The sequence below is a fragment of the Streptomyces sp. NPDC045470 genome (genome assembly GCF_040646595.1).
In the GTDB taxonomy this organism is placed as follows: domain Bacteria; phylum Actinomycetota; class Actinomycetes; order Streptomycetales; family Streptomycetaceae; genus Streptomyces.
The window spans coordinates 102,876-119,396 of the sequence record NZ_JBEZAN010000008.1 but is presented as its reverse complement, the minus strand read 5'-3'; the positions used below and the strand labels follow the sequence as shown (position 1 = coordinate 119,396).

At 71.7% G+C, this 16,521-nt stretch carries 16 protein-coding genes; 9 read left to right on the top strand and 7 right to left on the bottom strand.

Annotated features, from left to right (window positions below):
• Window positions 1–91 precede the first annotated feature (91 nt).
• Both AB0A97_RS23055 and AB0A97_RS23050 read left to right on the top strand, forming a co-directional pair.
• A complete protein-coding gene (locus AB0A97_RS23055) occupies window positions 92–664 on the top strand; it encodes a hypothetical protein (RefSeq protein WP_361152961.1) in 573 nt (190 codons plus the stop codon).
• 103 nt (window positions 665–767) lie between these two features.
• Window positions 768–1,451: a helix-turn-helix domain-containing protein gene (locus tag AB0A97_RS23050; RefSeq protein ID WP_361152959.1), complete on the top strand. Its 684-nt coding sequence runs from the start codon at window positions 768–770 to the stop codon at window positions 1,449–1,451.
• Window positions 1,452–1,506: 55 nt separating this feature from the next.
• On the opposite strand, the gene AB0A97_RS23045 is transcribed toward AB0A97_RS23050, so the two are convergent.
• Window positions 1,507–2,133, bottom strand: a complete 627-nt coding sequence (locus AB0A97_RS23045; protein ID WP_361152956.1) for a PadR family transcriptional regulator — start codon at window positions 2,131–2,133, stop codon at window positions 1,507–1,509.
• A gap of 116 nt (window positions 2,134–2,249) precedes the next feature.
• On the opposite strand from AB0A97_RS23045, the gene AB0A97_RS23040 reads away from it, so the two are divergent.
• The 3 genes from AB0A97_RS23040 to AB0A97_RS23030 all read left to right on the top strand — a co-directional run bounded on the left by AB0A97_RS23040 (window position 2,250) and on the right by AB0A97_RS23030 (window position 4,741).
• Window positions 2,250–2,840 (top strand): hypothetical protein, encoded by a 591-nt coding sequence (locus AB0A97_RS23040; protein ID WP_361152953.1) that lies wholly within the window; start codon window positions 2,250–2,252, stop codon window positions 2,838–2,840.
• On the top strand, window positions 2,837–4,201 hold the full coding sequence (locus AB0A97_RS23035; RefSeq protein ID WP_361152950.1) for a carotenoid oxygenase family protein: 1,365 nt from the start codon (window positions 2,837–2,839) through the stop codon (window positions 4,199–4,201). Before AB0A97_RS23040 ends, AB0A97_RS23035 begins: the two co-directional genes overlap by 4 nt.
• A gap of 222 nt (window positions 4,202–4,423) precedes the next feature.
• Window positions 4,424–4,741: a hypothetical protein gene (locus AB0A97_RS23030; RefSeq protein WP_361152948.1), complete on the top strand. Its 318-nt coding sequence runs from the start codon at window positions 4,424–4,426 to the stop codon at window positions 4,739–4,741.
• Window positions 4,742–4,766: 25 nt separating this feature from the next.
• On the opposite strand, the gene AB0A97_RS23025 is transcribed toward AB0A97_RS23030, so the two are convergent.
• From AB0A97_RS23025 to AB0A97_RS23010, 4 genes are all read right to left on the bottom strand, one after another.
• Complete coding sequence (locus tag AB0A97_RS23025) at window positions 4,767–5,831, bottom strand: MerR family transcriptional regulator (RefSeq protein WP_361152945.1); 1,065 nt, start codon at window positions 5,829–5,831, stop codon at window positions 4,767–4,769.
• A gap of 11 nt (window positions 5,832–5,842) precedes the next feature.
• A complete protein-coding gene (locus AB0A97_RS23020) occupies window positions 5,843–6,766 on the bottom strand; it encodes a metal-dependent hydrolase (protein ID WP_361152942.1) in 924 nt (307 codons plus the stop codon).
• Window positions 6,767–6,978: 212 nt separating this feature from the next.
• The gene (locus AB0A97_RS23015; protein ID WP_361152939.1) at window positions 6,979–8,781 is read right to left on the bottom strand and encodes an SDR family oxidoreductase; all 1,803 of its coding nucleotides are present in this window, start codon (window positions 8,779–8,781) and stop codon (window positions 6,979–6,981) included.
• Window positions 8,778–9,611 (bottom strand): M24 family metallopeptidase, encoded by an 834-nt coding sequence (locus tag AB0A97_RS23010; RefSeq protein WP_361152936.1) that lies wholly within the window; start codon window positions 9,609–9,611, stop codon window positions 8,778–8,780. The genes AB0A97_RS23015 and AB0A97_RS23010 overlap by 4 nt, the downstream gene beginning before the upstream one ends.
• A gap of 500 nt (window positions 9,612–10,111) precedes the next feature.
• On the opposite strand from AB0A97_RS23010, the gene AB0A97_RS23005 reads away from it, so the two are divergent.
• The 4 genes from AB0A97_RS23005 (at window position 10,112) to AB0A97_RS22990 (ending at window position 13,900) form a co-directional block, all read left to right on the top strand.
• A complete protein-coding gene (locus AB0A97_RS23005) occupies window positions 10,112–11,206 on the top strand; it encodes an ABC transporter ATP-binding protein (RefSeq protein WP_361152934.1) in 1,095 nt (364 codons plus the stop codon).
• Window positions 11,196–12,107 carry an ABC transporter permease subunit gene (locus tag AB0A97_RS23000; RefSeq protein ID WP_361152931.1) on the top strand — a complete coding sequence of 304 codons (912 nt, stop codon included), beginning with the start codon at window positions 11,196–11,198 and terminating at the stop codon, window positions 12,105–12,107. Before AB0A97_RS23005 ends, AB0A97_RS23000 begins: the two co-directional genes overlap by 11 nt.
• A 73-nt stretch (window positions 12,108–12,180) precedes the next feature.
• Entirely contained in the window at window positions 12,181–13,092 is a 912-nt protein-coding gene (locus AB0A97_RS22995) for an ABC transporter ATP-binding protein (protein WP_361152929.1), read from the top strand.
• Between the two features lie 16 nt (window positions 13,093–13,108).
• Window positions 13,109–13,900 carry an ABC transporter permease subunit gene (locus AB0A97_RS22990; RefSeq protein ID WP_361152927.1) on the top strand — a complete coding sequence of 264 codons (792 nt, stop codon included), beginning with the start codon at window positions 13,109–13,111 and terminating at the stop codon, window positions 13,898–13,900.
• Window positions 13,901–14,161: 261 nt separating this feature from the next.
• Here AB0A97_RS22990 and AB0A97_RS22985 read toward each other — a convergent pair whose 3' ends face one another.
• Window positions 14,162–15,442 carry an MFS transporter gene (locus AB0A97_RS22985; protein ID WP_361152924.1) on the bottom strand — a complete coding sequence of 427 codons (1,281 nt, stop codon included), beginning with the start codon at window positions 15,440–15,442 and terminating at the stop codon, window positions 14,162–14,164.
• 169 nt (window positions 15,443–15,611) lie between these two features.
• Window positions 15,612–16,322: a FadR/GntR family transcriptional regulator gene (locus tag AB0A97_RS22980; protein WP_361152922.1), complete on the bottom strand. Its 711-nt coding sequence runs from the start codon at window positions 16,320–16,322 to the stop codon at window positions 15,612–15,614.
• Window positions 16,323–16,521 lie beyond the last annotated feature (199 nt).

Sequence of the window (16,521 nt, the reverse complement as noted above, 5' to 3'; positions counted from 1 at the left end):
GGGCCCGCCGGGAGACGGATCGCAGACGGGCCGCAGACCGATCGCAGACGGATCGCAGACGGATCGCAGACGGATCAAGGAGAGACACCGCATGGGATTCCTGGACGCCATCCTCGGACGCAGCAAGCCGGTCCGTCCCGACCTCGACCGGCTGTTCGCGCTTCCTTCCGCGGCCGTCACCCTCCAGGCCGCGGCCGGGTTCCGTCCCACCGGCCTGGGATCGGTGTGTTTCGCCAGCGTCGAGGGCGGCGCGTTCCGCGGCATCCAGGAGGAGGTGCGCGACCTCCTGGGCAGACCGGCCGAGTTCAGCCAGGACGCGTACGGCTACTCGTGGATGCTCGCGCGGCACGGGCCGGAGGACAGCGCGGGTCTGGTGAACGATCTGCACACGGTCAACAGTTCCCTGGAGAGCGCCGGGTTCGGCCCGCAACTGCTGTGTTCCCTGATGGGTTTCCGGGACGACCGGGGCAGGCCGCTCGCGCTGGTCTACCTCTACAAACGCGGCACGTTCTACCCGTTCGCGCCGCTGACGGGCCCGGAAGGGTCCGCCGAGAAGCGTGACAACGCCCTGGAGCTGGAGATCCGGGCCGTGCTCGCCGACGACTTGGCGACCGAGCCGGACCTGAGCCGGTGGTTCCCGGTCTGGGGCGCGCCCGGGTTGTGACCGGCTGACCGTGTCCGAGTGGCGTACGGCTGGCCCCCCCCGGCGGCCGGCCCCTCCGGCGGCTGGTTCCGGCACCGGACGGCCGCTCGCGTACGTTGGCGACATGGCTGAGGCAGTGGAGGCGGCGGGGGTGCCGGGCAGGCGCCGCCGTGCGCCCGGGATGAGCGCCGACGAGCGTCGTTCGATGATCGTGACGGCCGCGTTGCCGCTGGTGGCGGAGTACGGCGCGGGCGTGACCACGGCGAAGGTGGCGCGCGCGGCGGGCATCGGTGAGGCGACGATCTTCCGCGTCTTCGCGGACAAGGAAGCGCTGCTGGCGGCCTGTGTGGCCGAAGCCCTCCGCCCCGACGCCCTGCTCGCCTCGCTGGCCGCCGTCTCCCTGCACCGGCCCCTCGCGGAGCGGCTGGTCGAGGCGCTGGACGCGATGCGGGAGCATCTGTCCCGTATCGGTGCGGTGATCGGTGCGCTGCATGCGACGGGGCATCTGCGGGGGCGTGAAGCACCAAGAGCGGGCGGTTCGGGCCCTGACCTGAACCCGGGGCAGGGTCCGTCCGCGCCCGGCGACCGCGAAGAGGCGCTGGCGGCTCCACTGGCAGCGGTCGCCGCCCTGTTCGAGCCCGAGCGGGACCGGCTGCGGGTGGCGCCGGAGGCCCTGGCCAGGGTTTTCCTGACGCTGAGCCGGGACACAGCGGCGGAGGCGGGAGACGACGGGCGCAAGCCGGGGGCTCTCAGCACACGGGAGCTGGTGGACCTCTTCCTGCACGGCGCGCTCGGGGACGAGCGCTAGGGCGTGGGCTTACGGGGCCTGCCGTACCCCTGACCTGCGACGCTTGCCGCTGGGCTTACTGCTGCTGCTCCTGCTTCTGGGCCCGCTCCGGCTCCTGTTCCGTCTCCTGATCCGGGCCCTGATCCCCGGTTGTCGCCTCGGCGGCTTCCCTGCTCCGGCGGACCTGGTCCGAGGTGATCTCTCCGGCCGCCCAGTTGGCCCATTCCTCCACCATGGCGGTTTGCCGTAGCCCGAATTCCAGGGCGATGCGCCCGTAGACCGCGATCATTTCGCCCTCCCAGTCGCCGGCTTCGGCCAAGGCCCGGTAGTCGGCGTGCGCGCGGGCGGACCGTTCGGCCTGTTGCAGCAGGTACGTACGGGCTTCCAGCGGTGTCAGGGCGCCGAGGAAGAAGACGCGCAGCAGGCCGTCGTGACGCTGCGGTCCGACGGGCTCCACCTCCGTGAGCCAGTGGTGCAGTTCGGCCCGGCCCGCCTTGGTGATGGCGTACTCCTTGCGGCCGCGGGGGCCTTGGGAGGCCACCTCGATCAGGTCGGCCGCCGTGAGTTTGTTCAGCTCTCCGTAGACCTGGCTCTGGGTGGCCGGCCACACATGCGCGAGCGACAGGTCGAACGTCTTCATCAGGTCGTAACCGCTGGCGGGTGATTCGGCCAGCAGGCCCAGAACGGCGTGGCGGAGGCTCATATCCATCACTTTACCTTCCAGTCTTGACACGTCAATGGAGAACCTTCTAGCTTTGACATGTCGAAGTTGGAATGTCGCGCATGGTCGGAGGGGTCCGGCCGGGGGAGTCGAGAGTCATGACCTTTTTGCGGGGGTTCTTTCCGTGGATCGCCTACGGAGCTGTGGCCTGGGCGTCATGGCAGTGGGCCGCGCTGCTGGGCCTGCTGATCGGCTGCGTGGTGCTCTACGCGGACCGTGCCGAGGGGCTGTCGCCGTCGTTCCGGGTGCTGGAGTACGGCAGCCTGGTGTTCTTCGCCGGCATCACGGTCCTGGCCTTCGTCCGCCCGGACAGCGGTCTGCGGGTCTACGACGGCGCCCTGTCCTCGGGCTGGCTGGCGTTGGTCACCTGGGGGTCGATGGCCGCTCGCCGGCCCTTCACCCTCGCGATAGCCCGCCGCAAGGCGCCGCCCGAGGTGTGGCGTACGCGGCTGTTCCTGCGGATCAATTACGTGCTCAGTGCGGCCTGGGCGGCGTCCTTCACGTTCGCCGCGGCAGGACAGGTCCTGGGCACGGCCTACGGGCTCGGCCTGCCCGCGATGATCTCCATCCATGTCAGCGCCTTCGTCATCCCGTTGCGTTTCACCGTGAGCTACCCGGAGCGTGCGCGAGCGCGCTTCCTGGAGAAGGCCGACGGTCACCCTTACGTACAGGAGGCCCAACCCGCATGACGACGACAAACGCCCCCGGATCCGTCCTCCCGGCATCCGGTTCCGAAGGCGCACCGGCCCCGCACCTGGCGGGGAACTTCGCCCCGGTGACCAAGGAGCTCACCGCGTACGAGCTGCCGGTCACCGGCTCGATACCGACCGAGCTGACGGGCTGGTACCTGCGCAACGGCCCCAACCCGCGGGAGGCCGCGTCGGCGCACTGGTTCCTCGGTGACGGCATGGTCCACGGCGTCCGCCTGGAAGGCGGCAAGGCCGTCTCGTACCGCAACCGCTGGGTCCGCACCTCGACCTTCACCGACGGCGTACCGGTCCGGGAGCGGGAGGGGCGTACCGACCTGACCGCCGGTGTCGCCAACACCCACGTGGTCCGCCACGCGGGCCGCACCCTCGCCCTGGTCGAGTCGTCCTTCCCGTACGAACTCGACTGCCGCCCGGGGCACGAGCTGGAGACCGTCGGCCCGTACGACTTCGGCGGCCGGCTGACCACCGCCATGACCGCTCATCCCAAGACCTGTCCGACCACGGGAGAGCTGCACCTGTTCGGATACGGGGCTCCGGAGCCGCCTTTTCTGACCTATCACCGTGCGGACGCCTCCGGCGCACTGGTGGTGAGCCGCCCCATCGAGGTGGGCGCGTCCACGATGATGCACGACTTCCATCTGACGGCCGGGCACGTCGTCTTCATGGACCTCCCGCTCGTCTACGACCACGGGACTCCCGGCATGCCGTACGTGTGGGATGCGGAGTACGGTGCCCGGCTCGGTGTGCTGCGCCGCGACGATCCACACGGTGACGTCCGCTGGTTCTCCATCGACCCCTGCTACGTCTTCCACTCCATGAACGCGTACGACGACGGCCTCGGGCGCATCGTCCTCTACGTCTGCCGCTACCCGGCGCCGGAGCTGAAGTCGCTGCCCACACTGTGGCGGTGGACCATCGACCTCGCGTCGGGCAAGGTCGTCGAGGAGCAGGTGGACGACCAGTCGGGCGAGTTCCCGCGTATCGACGACCGGCTGGCGGGGCTGGACGCCAGGTTCGGGCACATCACGCGGAGCGGGGGCCCCGGCGCCGGTCCGACACCGAGCGCGGTGATCCGCTACGACCTGCACACCGGCACCAGTACCCGGCACGACTTCGGCCCCGGCCGCACACCCGCCGAGGCCGCCTTCGCCCCGGCGGACGACCGGCCCGGCGGCCCCGGGTGGTTGCTCACCTACGTCTATGACGCAGCCCGCGACTCCAGCGATCTGGAGATCCTCGACGCGGAGGACATAGCCAAGGGGCCGGTGGCCACGGTCCACCTGCCCCAGCGGGTGCCCTTCGGGTTCCACGGGAACTGGCTCCCGGATCCGGCCCAGTAGAGCCGCGGCGGGGCCCGCGCCCGACCCGGGTGGGTGCGCCTGAATGGCGGCCGGGGATACGGCGGTATCGGATGAGGGGGGTCCCACCGGTCGACGCAGCGGGGACGGGTTCGGGTGCCGCATCCCGACGAGGCTCGACTGCCGCGTCCGGGCGATGTCCATGACGACGGCCGGGCTCGGCCCGCAAGCTTCCGGTCGGTTCCAGACGAGGAAAGAAGCCCCATGCGTACTCGTACCGCCACCGCCGTCGGCGTACTGTCCCTGGCCGCCGCGGCCACCCTGCTCACCACCGGCGCGGCCATGGCCGACAGTCACGGCGGCTGGATCGGCTGGCCAGGGCCGGTGGACGACCTCGGCCGGCCCGGCCACGTCGGGTGGGACGCAGGCCGTGGCACAGGCCGCGACGCAGGCCGTGACGGCCGGAACACCGGCGCCGTGACCATCGGCAAGCACACCTCCACACCGTCCGTCGCAGCACACAACTGGGGAGGGAACAACTGGAACAGCAAGGTCGTCTTTGGTGACATGAACCTCGGCTGAACCGGTTCGGGCGAGGACCCGGCGGTCAGCGGGGCGGGGTACGGCGGGCTGCCAGCTCGTCCATGGTGCGAGCGTGGACCTCGCGCCGGGTGGCTGCGGTGATGAAGGCTGCCACGTGCTCCTGGCCGACCAGGTCTCGTACGGCGCGGATGGCTTCGGCGGGGAGCGCGATCATGGTCGCGTCGGCGTCGGCGTCGGCGGTATCGGCGGCTGTGGCAGCGGGAGCGCCAGCGGGAGCGAGGTCGGCCTCGGGGGCGGTGCTGCCGGTGCCGGTGCCGGTGCCAGTGGCGGAAGTACTGGTGCTGGCGGGGTGAGGGGCGGTGCCGCTGTTGTTGTTGACATTGCTGATGTCGCCGAGGTGGTGATGGATGTAGCGGGTGGCCATGGTGCGCATGGCGCGGGCGAGTTCGGCGTCCACGGTCTGTTGGGCGAGGGGGCGGAGGCGGCGTACGAGACCGGCGGCCTCGGTGGCCTCGGCTTCGGTGGGCTGGTGGTCGAGGTAGGGATGGAAGACGTACTCGGTGGTGAAGTCGAGGAAGCGAGCCGCAATGTGCTCGACCTGGCCGCGGAGTTCGCGCAGATGGCCGGAGATGGCGGTGAGGGGGACGCCGGCGGAGTGCAGCTCGGCTGCGACGGCCAGTTCCCGGGGGCTGGGGACGCGGAAGACGTCGTCGCTGCCGGGGAGGCGTTCCAGGACGCCCAGCTCGACGGCGTCCGCCAGGGCCTCCTCGTCCGGTGATCCGCCGAACGCGGCGTACAGCTCCTCGCGGGTGATGCGGGCCGCCTCCTCGTCGCTCCACGGGCCGTCGATCTCGGCGACCAGGCCGAGTACGCCACCGAGACCGCGGCCGGTGTCCCAGGCCTCCAGGAGTTCCTTGATGCTGGCGAGGGTGTACCCGCGGTCGAGCAGGTCGGCGGTACGGCGCAGCCGCTCCAGGTGCTCGTCGCCGTAGACGTTGGCCCGGCCGCGGCGCTCCGGCTTGGGCAGGAGGCCGCGGTCCTGGTAGGCGCGGATCGTGCGGACCGAGGTGCCGCTGATGTGCGCCAGGTCCTCGATGCGGTACTCGGCCGGCGGCGACTGGTCGGTCAATGCGGTGCTCCTTACGAGATGGCCGCGCGGCCCACCGCTCCCGCCGCGGCGCGGGCGGCCGGGGAGGACGCCAGGTAGGCGACGGCCTTGCGCAGCGACCCTTCCTGCGAGGGATGGTACGACCGCTTCAGGTAGCGCGGTACGGCGGCGCCCAGCTCGCGCCAGGTCGGCAGGAGCTGTGCGCGCACGGCCCGGTTGTGTGCGCGCAGGGAGTACCGCAGGCGGCCGGCCAGCTGAGGGTCGTGGCGTATGAGGTAGGCGGCGCCCCAGGCCCACAGGTAGAGGAGGACGGGTGCGGTGACGGCCATGCCCAGCACGCGGCGGGCGTACCGGGGCAGGCCCTCGCCGCCGGTGTGCTCGTACATGTCGAAGGCCACGGCGCGGTGCTCGACCTCTTCCGCACCGTGCCAGCGCAGCAGGTCGAGCATGACCGGGTCGGGGCCGGCCCGGTCCAGGCCCTCGGCGTGCAGCACCCAGTTGCCGAGGACGGCGGTGAACTGCTCTATGGCGGCTATGAGGGAGAGCCGGAAGCGCAGCCACTCCTGGGTGGGCACCGGAGCGGCGAACGGTGGCCGTTCGCCGAGGAGGTAGGTGAAGAGGAAGTCGACGTGCTTCGTGTAGGGCGCGGTGTCCAGGCCCTGGTGGGCGAGGTGCTCCAGGACGTAGGCGTGCTGGACGCTGTGGGTGGCCTCCTGCCCCATGAAGCCTTTGACGTCCTTGAGGAGCGCGGGGTCACGGACCAGCGGCAGGGCTTCCTTGAAGACCTTGACGAACCAGCGCTCTCCGGCGGGCAGCAGGAGGTGCAGCACGTTGATGACGTGGGTGGCGGTGGGTTCGTCCGGTATCCAGTGCAGCGGGGTCTCGCGCCAGTCGAACGAAACCCGGCGGGGTGCGATCGTGTGGTGCTCCTCCGGTTCGGTGGGGTTCGTACTCACGCTGTGCTCCTGACATAAGACGTGAGGGGAGAGGGAGGGGGCGGGGAAGGGGAAGGCCGATGGTGAGGCCGGGGGGGGAGGGGAGCCGAGGCAGTGGCGCGTCCGCCCCGGCATGCGTCTGTACCGGCATGGGCTCGCTCCGGCATACGTACGCCCCGGAGTTCGCCCCGGCATACGTTCGCCCCGGTCTGTCCGCGCCGTGGCGCGCGCCCTCACACGGGCGGGTCGAAACGGGCCAGGGCGCGCAGCGCGCGTGGGGCGAAGCGGGACATCAGGTGGGCGCCGCGTGCCTCGGGCGTGACGGGGACGACCGCTTCGTTGCGGACGACCGCGCGGAGGATGGCGTCGGCGACCTTCTCCGGCGGGTAGTTGCGCAGCCCGTACGCGCGGGCCACCTTGGCCTGGCGGCGCTTCTCCTCGTCCGCGGAGACGCCCGTGAAGCGGGCCGTCGTGGTGATGTTCGTGTTCACGATGCCGGGGCATATGGCCGTGACGCCGATGCCCTGGCCGGCCAGTTCGGCGCGCAGGCTCTCGCTGAGCATGAGCACCGCCGCCTTCGAAGCGCCGTAGGCGGACAGGATTTTCGACGGCTGGAAGGCCGCTGCCGAGGCGGTGTTGACGATGTGGCCGCCCTGTCCACGCTCGGCCATCTGCCGGCCGAAGAGCCGGCAGCCGTGGATGACGCCCCAGAGGTTGACGTCCAGGACCTTCTTCCAGTCCTCGGTGGTGGTGCTGAGGAAGGATCCGGACAGGCCGATGCCGGCGTTGTTGACCAGTACGTCGACGGTGCCGTACTCGGCGGCGACCTTGTCGGCCAGCTTCTCCATGGCGGCCTCGTCCGAGACGTCCACCGTTTCGGCCCATGCCTGCGGGGCGCCGACCAGCCGCGCCAGATCGGCCGTACGGGCCGCTCCCTCGGCGTCCCGGTCGACGGCGACGACGCGCGCTCCCGCCTCGGCGAAGGCGAACGCGGTGGCCCGCCCGATGCCGCTGGCGGCGCCGGTGACGAGCACCAACTGGCCGCCGAACCGGTCGGCGTACGGGCCGGTGGCGACGGTCTCCCTGGCCGGGTCGCCCTCCTCCGTGGAGGTCACGAATTCGGCGATCCACGAGACGAGTTGATCGGGCCGGGTGCGGGGCACCCAGTGCTTGGCCGGGAGCGTGCGCCGGACCAGTTTCGGCACCCAGTGGTCCAGGTCGTCGTAGAGCCGCTGGGACAGGAAGGCGTCCCCGGTGGGCGTGATCAGTTGCACCGGGCAGTGGGCGTAGGCGTCGGCGCGCGGGCGGCGCAGCCGGGCGCGGACGTTGTCGCGGTAGAGCCACGCGCCGTGGGCGGCGTCCGTGGGCAGGGACGCCGTCGGGTAGTCGCCCGCGGGCACCTTCTCCACCCGCTGGAGGATCTTCGGCCAGCGCTTGCCGAGCGGCCCCTTCCAGGCCAGTTCGGGCAGGACCGGGGTGTGCAGCAGGTAGACGTACCAGGATTTGACGCCCTGGTCGATCAGTTGTGCCGCGCGGCGCGGAGTGGGGCGGGCGGCGCGCTTCTTGATCCAGTGGCCGAAGTGGTCCAGCGACGGGCCGGACATCGAGGTGAAGGAGGCGAGCCGGCCTTCCGTGTGCCGGGCCGTCGCGAACTCCCACGCCTGCACCGAGCCCCAGTCGTGGCCGACCACGTGGACCGGCCGGTCCGGGCTCACCGCGTCCACCACGGCGAGGAAGTCGTCGGTCAGCTTCTCCAGCGTGAAGCCGCCGCGCAGCGGTTCGGGCGCGGTGGACCGGCCGCAGCCCCGGACGTCGTACAGCACCACATGGAAGCGGTCGGCCAGTCCCCGGGCCACGTCCGACCACACTTCCTTGCTGTCGGGGTAGCCGTGCACCAGCACCACCGTGGGGCGCGTGGCGTCGCCCAGTTCGGCGACGCACAGCTCGACCCCGCCCGTACGGACCCAGCGCTCCCGGGCGCCGTCCGGTCCGGCTCCGGCTTTGGCCCCGGCTCGGGCCCCTGTCGTCCTGCTCATGCGGCCTTCTCCTCCTGCCAGCGCCGCACGTGCGGCAGATCGTCGTCCAGCCAAAAGGCGCTCTCCAGCGGGTCGGCGGAGTCCGTCACGACGAGGATCTCCTCGAACTTCGCGCCCGTGCCCCGGAATCCGAGGTGCGGTTCGACCGCCCACAGCCCCGGCTGCGGCGGGTGGTCGGAGAACTTGTACGGGCTCCACAGCGGCGACCAGCCGTCCCGGTGGCCGTGCAGCGCGTCGGAGGCCAGGCCCTTGAGCGCCTGCGTACCGAACCCGAAGACCGTCGGTGACCAGCGGCGCTCCTTCACCCGGTCGATCTTGTGGGCGATCACGCCGAAGGGATAGGCGCGGTGCCGGTTCGCATGCCCCTGGCGGATCATGAGCCGCTCGACGTCCTCGTAGATCTCGCGCAGCGGGCGGCGTTCGCGCACCTCGCGCAGGATCAGCTCGCGGTGTGCTTCAAGGTCGGCCAGCAGCCGGTCGTGCACGGGGTTGAGGCCGAGGCAGCCGGAGTAGCCGATGTCGGCCGTGCAGCCCCGGTGGACCGGCGCCATGTCGAGGATGAAGGCCATCCCGGGCTCCAGGCGCCGGTTGGTGGGGAAGAACTGCAGTGGTACACGGAAGTTCGTGAACGCCGTACGGTCGCCGAACCAGGCGAAGGGGAGGTGGAACCAGTCCCGTACACCGCGCTCGTGCAGCCACTCGCGCTGCATCCGCGCCGCTTCCCGCTCCGTCACCCCCGGCCTGAGCTGTGCGGCGACCGCTTCGGCGCAGTCGTACGCAAGGCGCTGCACCTCTCTGAACCCCCGCAGCTCGGCGGTGAGTTCACGCACCCCGCCCACCTGGTCGGCCCCGGGGGCCGTGCCGCCGCTCGCCCGGGCCGCCCCGCCGCCCCTCCGGGCCGCTGCGGCCCCTGTCGCTGAGGTCATCGCCAACCGTCCGTCCCGTATGCCGTTCATCGCGGTACGTGCCCGTAACTTGACACTGATGAATGTGACAATGCTCGGCGGCGGCGTCAAGGGGTCGGTACGGGCCTGTGGAAAACCCGTGGGAGGCCATCGGCAACCGAACGGAAGAGGCCGCCGGGACCCGACCAGCAGGCGGACCCGCACCCGACCAGCGGGGCTACCGGCACCCGATCAGCGATCCGACCGAAAACGATCAGAAATCGCCCGCGACGAGCGCCCGGCCCCCACATCCGCCCCCGCCCCGCCCCCGACTTCCGTGGGCCGAAAGCCGGACCTCCCCTACGGGCGCCTCCCCCTGTGGTCGGACGCCGATCCAGCCGCCAGGTCTGACGACCGGTGTGGTGAGCGCCACTACCGTCGTTGACGTGACTGTGATCGTGACCGAAAGCCTGAGCAAGCGGTACCCGAGGGTGACCGCGCTGGACCGGCTCACCGTTGACATCGGCCCGGGTGTGACCGGCCTGGTGGGTGCGAACGGCGCCGGCAAGTCCACCCTGATCAAGCTGCTGCTGGGCCTCGCCCCGGCCAGTGAGGGGTCCGCGACCGTCCTCGGCCTCGACGTGGCCAGGGAGGGCGGCGCCATCCGGGAGCGCGTCGGCTACATGCCGGAGCACGACTGTCTGCCGCCCGACGTCTCGGCCACCGAGTTCGTCGTCCACATGGCGCGCATGTCGGGTCTGCCGCCGACCGCGGCCCGTGAGCGCACCGCCGACACGCTGCGGCACGTCGGCCTCTACGAGGAGCGCTACCGCCCCATCGGCGGCTATTCGACGGGTATGAAGCAGCGTGTCAAGCTGGCCCAGGCGCTGGTCCACGACCCGCAGTTGGTCTTCCTGGACGAGCCGACCAACGGCCTGGACCCGGTCGGCCGCGACGAGATGCTCGGCCTGATCCGCCGCGTGCACACCGAATTCGGCATATCGGTCCTGGTCACCTCGCACCTCCTCGGCGAATTGGAGCGCACCTGCGACCACGTCGTCGTCATCGACGGCGGCCGGCTGCTGCGCTCCTCCTCGACCGACGACTTCACCCAGCTCACCGCCTCCCTCGCGGTCGAGGTCACGGACACCGACGAGCACCCGGACGGCACGGCGTCGCTGCGCGCGGCCCTGACCCGTGCCGGTGTGGCGGTGACCACCGCGGCTCCCGGCTCGGAGAGCGGCGCCTCCACCGCCCACGTGCTGTACGTGGAGGCCACCGGCGAAGAGACGTACGACCTGGTGCGCGACACCGTCGCCGGCCTCGGCCTCGGCCTGGTCCGGATGGAGCAGCGCAGGCACCGCATCTCCGAGGTCTTCCAGAGTGACGACGCGGCGACCGCGGGCGTCCCGGAGGCACCGGACACGCAGCCCGCCGCACCCCGTCCCACCGCCCCCGCGGCGGCCGCCCCCGCGGCGGCCGCTTCCGCGACGACCGCCCACCGAGCCACCAAGGACGGAGGCGCCCCCGATGCCGCCTGAGACCAGGAACCCCGCTACCGCCGGAGCGGCGCAGGACGTCATCCACGACATCGGCTACCGCCACTTCGACGGCCCCCGCCTGGGCCGCGCCTACGCCCGCCGCTCGCTGTTCTCGCAGAGCCTGCGCGGCGCCTACGGACTGGGCCGCTCGGCGAAGTCCAAGGTCCTGCCGATGCTGCTGTTCGCCGTCATGTGCCTGCCCGCGGGCATCATGGTGGCGGTCGCGGTGTTCACGAAGATGAACGACCTGCCGGTGGCGTACACCCGTTACGCGATCTTCCTCCAGGCGGTCATCGGCCTCTACCTGGCCGCCCAGGCACCGCAGTCCGTCTCCCGCGACCTGCGTTTCAAGACCGTCCCGCTGTACTTCTCGCGCCCGATCGAGCGGGTCGACTACGTGGTGGCGAAGGTCGCGGCCATGGCCGGCGCGCTGTTCATCCTGACCGCCGCGCCGCTGCTGATCCTCTACATCGGCGCGCTGCTGGCCAAGATGGACTTCGTCGACCAGACCAAGGGGCTGGCTCAGGGCCTGGTCTCGGTGGCCCTGCTTTCCCTCCTCTTCGCCGGTGTCGGCCTGCTGATCTCCGCGCTGACCCCGCGCCGCGGCTTCGGCGTGGCGGCCGTGATCGCCGCGCTGACGATCCCGTACGCGGCGGTGAGCGCAGTCCAGGGCATCGCCGCCGTACAGGGCCAGGAGGGGGTCGTGGGCTGGCTCGCCCTGTTCTCGCCCATCACCCTGATCGACAGCGTGCAGGCGACGTTCCTCGGCGGCACCGCGTCGTTCCCCGACGAGGTCCAGCCGTCCACCGCCGCCGGGCTGGTGGCCCTCCTGGTCACGCTGGCCGCCGTCGCGGGCTCGTACGCCCTGCTGATGCGCCGCTACCGGAAGGCCGGCCTGTGAGCGCCCGCCCCGCGCCCCTGAAGGCGCACCCGACGATGCCCGCCACCAGCTCCCGAAGGAACGGGCCGCGCCCATGACGACCATCCAGATCGACCACGTCTCCCGCTGGTTCGGCAACGTCGTTGCCGTCAACGACATCACCATGACCATCGGCCCCGGTGTCACCGGCCTCCTCGGCCCCAACGGCGCGGGCAAGTCCACCCTGATCAACATGATGGGCGGCTTCCTCGCCCCGTCCGGCGGGTCCGTCACCCTCGACGGACGTGCCATCTGGCGCAACGAACGCATATACCGCGACATCGGCATCGTGCCGGAACGTGAGGCGATGTACGACTTCCTCACCGGCCGCGAGTTCGTCGTCGCCAACGCCGAACTGCACGGCCTGGGGCGGGACGCCGCGCGGCGCGCGCTGGCCACCGTCGAGATGGAGTACGCGCAGGACCGCAAGATCTCCACGTACAGCAAGGGCATGCGCCAGCGCGTGAAGATGGCGTCCGCGCTGGTCCACGACCCGTCCGTGCTGCTGCTGGACGAGCCGTTCAACGGCATGGACCCGCGCCAGCGGACGCAGCTCATGGAGCTGCTGCGGCGGATGGGCGACGAGGGCCGTACGGTGCTGTTCTCCTCCCACATCCTCGAAGAGGTCGAACAACTGGCCTCGCACATCGAGGTGGTGGTGGCCGGACGGCACGCCGCGTCCGGTGACTTCCGCAAGATCCGCCGCCTGATGACGGACCGCCCGCACCGCTACCTCATCCGCTCCGACGACGACCGCGCGCTGGCCGCCGCCCTGATCGCCGACCCCTCCACGGCCGGCATCGAGGTGGACCTCCAGGAGGGCGCGCTGCGCGTCCAGGCCGTCGACTTCCCCCGCTTCACCGCCCTGCTGCCGCGCGTCGCCCGCGACCACGGCATCCGCCTCCTGACGGTCTCGCCCTCCGACGAGTCCCTGGAATCGGTCTTCTCCTATCTCGTCGCGGCCTGAAAGGAGCCTGAAAGCGATGTCAGCGACCTCATCGGTCCGGCCGGACCCGTCCCCGGCACCCGCCGCGGGCCCCTCGGCGGCCCCGGCGCTCTTCAACCCCACCGTCGCCCGGCTCACCTACCGGGCCCTCCTCGGGCGGCGCCGCGCGCTGATCCTCTTCGCGCTGCCCGCCCTCCTGATCGTCATCTCCGTCGCCGTACGGGCGCTGGCCGGTGCCGACGACTCCACCGCCAACGGTGTCCTGGGCACCTTCGCGCTCGCCACGATGGTGCCGCTGATCGGCGTCATCGCCGGTACGGGCGCGATCGGCCCGGAGATCGACGACGGCTCCGTCGTCTACCTGCTGGCCAAGCCGCTGCGCCGGTCCTCGATCATCTTCACCAAGCTGCTCGTGGCGATCGGGGTGACGGCCGCCTTCTCCGCGATCCCGGTGCTGATCGCCGGCTTCGTCCTCAACGGCAACAGCCAGCAGATCGCCGTCGCGTACGCCGTCGCCGCGGCCGTGGCCTCCGTCGCGTACAGCGCCCTGTTCCTGTTCTTCGGCACGATCAGCCGGCACGCGGTCGTCTTCGGCCTGGTCTACGCCCTGGTGTGGGAGACCCTGTTCGGCAACCTGGTCCCGGGCGCGCGGACGCTGAGCGTCCAGCAGTGGGCCCTCGCGGTGGGCCAGAAGATCGGCGCGGAAGGCGCGATCACGTCCGAGGTCGGCCTGCCGCTGGCACTCGTCCTCCTGGTGGCCGTCACGGGCCTGGCGACCTGGTACGCGTCGCGCAAGCTGCGGTCGCTGACGCTGGCGGGGGAGGAGTAGGCGGGGGCTGCGAGCGGTTCGTGCGTGCGCCCGGCTGGGGGTTCCCGGCCGGGCGCTTTGCGTGGGCCCCGGGTCTGTCGCCTCAGCCCGGGGTGACGCCTTCTGCCTGGTGATGGAGAGGCACTGCTGCCCGGCGGGCACCGGGCACCTGGACTGGCTGCGCCGTAAGGCGTCTGCGGAGCCGGAACACGGCAGAACGCGGCGCGCGCTGCCCGAGACCGCAGATCTCCGGCAGCGCGCGGGGGAGAGGGACGAGGCCCGTTACGTCCCTGCCCCGATCCGTCGGTCCCGTCCCGCGCCCAGGCCCAGCAGGACCAGGCCCGCGCAGACGGCCAGCAGCAGCACGATCGGGACCGTCCAGCCGTGGGTGGCCTGGTGTACCGCGCCGAGTACGAGCGGGCCGGCGGCGGCGAGGAGGTAGCCCCAGGTCTGGGCCATGCCCGAGAGGCGGGCGGCGGTGTGGGCGTCTCCGGAGCGCAGCACCATCATCGTCAGGGCCAGGCCGAGCGCGCCGCCCTGCCCGATGCCCAGGAGTACGGCCCAGATCCAGGCGCCCGCCACCGGGGCCACCAGGAGGCCCACGATGCCGCAGGCCATCAGGGCGGTGACGGCGACGGCCAGCAGCCGCTGCCGCCGCATCCGCCCGGCGAGCATCGGCACCACGAAGGAACCGGCCATCTGCACCAGGGTGCTGAAGGCGAAGACCAGTCCGGCCGTGGCCTTGCTCATGCCGTGGTCGGTGAAGATCGTCGGCATCCAGGCGATCATCACGTACGCGATCAGCGACTGCGACCCCATGAAGAGCGTGACCTGCCAGGCCAGCGGCGTACGGCTCAGGTTGGGCCCGTCCTCGGCGGCGTGCGTCGGCGTCGCGGCGGCCTGGCCGTGCCGCGTACCGCGCCGGGCGAGCACCGCCTGCGGGATCCAGACGAGGGCGGCGACCGCGGCCAGCAGCGCCCACGAGGCCAGCGATCCCTGCCAGCCGCCCAGGGCGTTCTCCAGCGGCACGGCGGAGGCGGCCGAGACGGTGGCGCCCAGGATCATCGCCGTGGAGTACAGGGCGGTCATGCCCGCGGCCTGCTCCGGGAAGTCCCGCTTGATCAGGCCGGGCATCAGGACGTTCAGCAGCGCGATGGACGTACCGACCACCGCGCAGCCCACGAACAGCGCGACGACCGGCGGGGCGATGCGCAGCAGGATGCCGCCGCACAGCAGCACCAGCGCGCCGCAGAGCACCGTCTCGGTGCCCCAGCGGCGGGCCAGCCGCGGCGCGGCGATCGAGCCGAGGCCCATGAAGACCAGCGGAATGGTCGTCACCAGGCTGCTCGCGGTCGCGGCGAGGTGGAAGTGGTCGCCGATCTCGCTCACCAGGGGCGAGACGCCGGCCAGTGCGGCGCGCATGTTCAGTGAGGCGAGCACGATGCCGAGCAGGACCAGGACCGGGTGCGCGCGCAGCCGGCGGCGGGCCGCGGCTACCGGCGGTGCCGGGGCGAGGTCCTCCTCGGCGTCGATCAGTGGTGCTTCGGGCCGGGTCCCTGACATGGGTGGGTGACGCTCCTTGTGTGAGGGGGTGGGGGAGAGAGGGGGTGGAGGCGCGGGGGGAGGGGGAAAACGTTTCTGCGGTGGCCGTACGCGCAGAGGTGGCACTCCGTACGGCGGGGCGGCGGTGTGAGGCTGCGGGCCCGCCGCGATCACGGGTGACCGGCTCCGCTCACCGCTCCGCGAGCAGTTTCTCCACCGCCCGTTTCGGGGGCTCCAGCAGTGCGCGGGCCGCCTTCTCGGCGGCCTCCGGGTCGCCGGAGGCGATCGCGTCCAGGACGGCGCGGTGGTCGCCGTGCACGATCCGCGGCATCAGTTCGTCGCCGAGCGAGGAGACCAGTGCCTCGCGTACGGAGCTGCTGAACCAGGCGTACGTGGCGGTGAGCGCGGTGTTGTGCGCGGCCTCCACGACGGCCCGGTGGAAGGCGACGTCGTGATCGGCGTACAGCTCCAGGTCGCCGCCGAACGGCTGTCCGCCCTCGGCCTCCAGCGCGGCCTGGGCGTCCAGCGCGGCGCGCATCCGGTCCAGGTCGTCCGGCCGGTGCCGCTGCGCCGCCAGCCGGGCGGCCTCCGCCTCCAGGGCGATACGCAGCTCCAGCACGTCCCGGACCCCGGCCCGCTGGACGCCGCGCATGATGTCGCCGGGATCGGTGCAGGAGAGCACGAAGGTGCCCTCGCCCTGCCGCGAGCGCAGCATGCCGGCGTGCACGAGGACCCGTACGGCCTCACGGACGGTGTTGCGGCCGACCTGGAGCTGCTCGGCCAGGGCGTGCTCGGTGGGGATGCGCTCGCCGACCGGCCAGGTGCCGGCGGTCAGCTGCGTGCGCAGGGCGTCGACGACGGTGTCCACGAGGGACTGTCGTCCCGCTGCCTGCAACGCCATGCGCATCTCCTTGGTTCGGTCCCGGCCTGCTCCGGCCTGCCCCGCCTGCTCCGGCCTGCGCCGGGTGCCGGTCGGGTACGGGCGCAAGTGATCGCCCGGTTGCCCGGTCATCCTACAACTGATGGGTGCAGTATGCACGGAGTTCCCGCTCCGTGCACACTGCGCCTGCCTACCTGCCTACCTGCCTACCTGCCTGCCT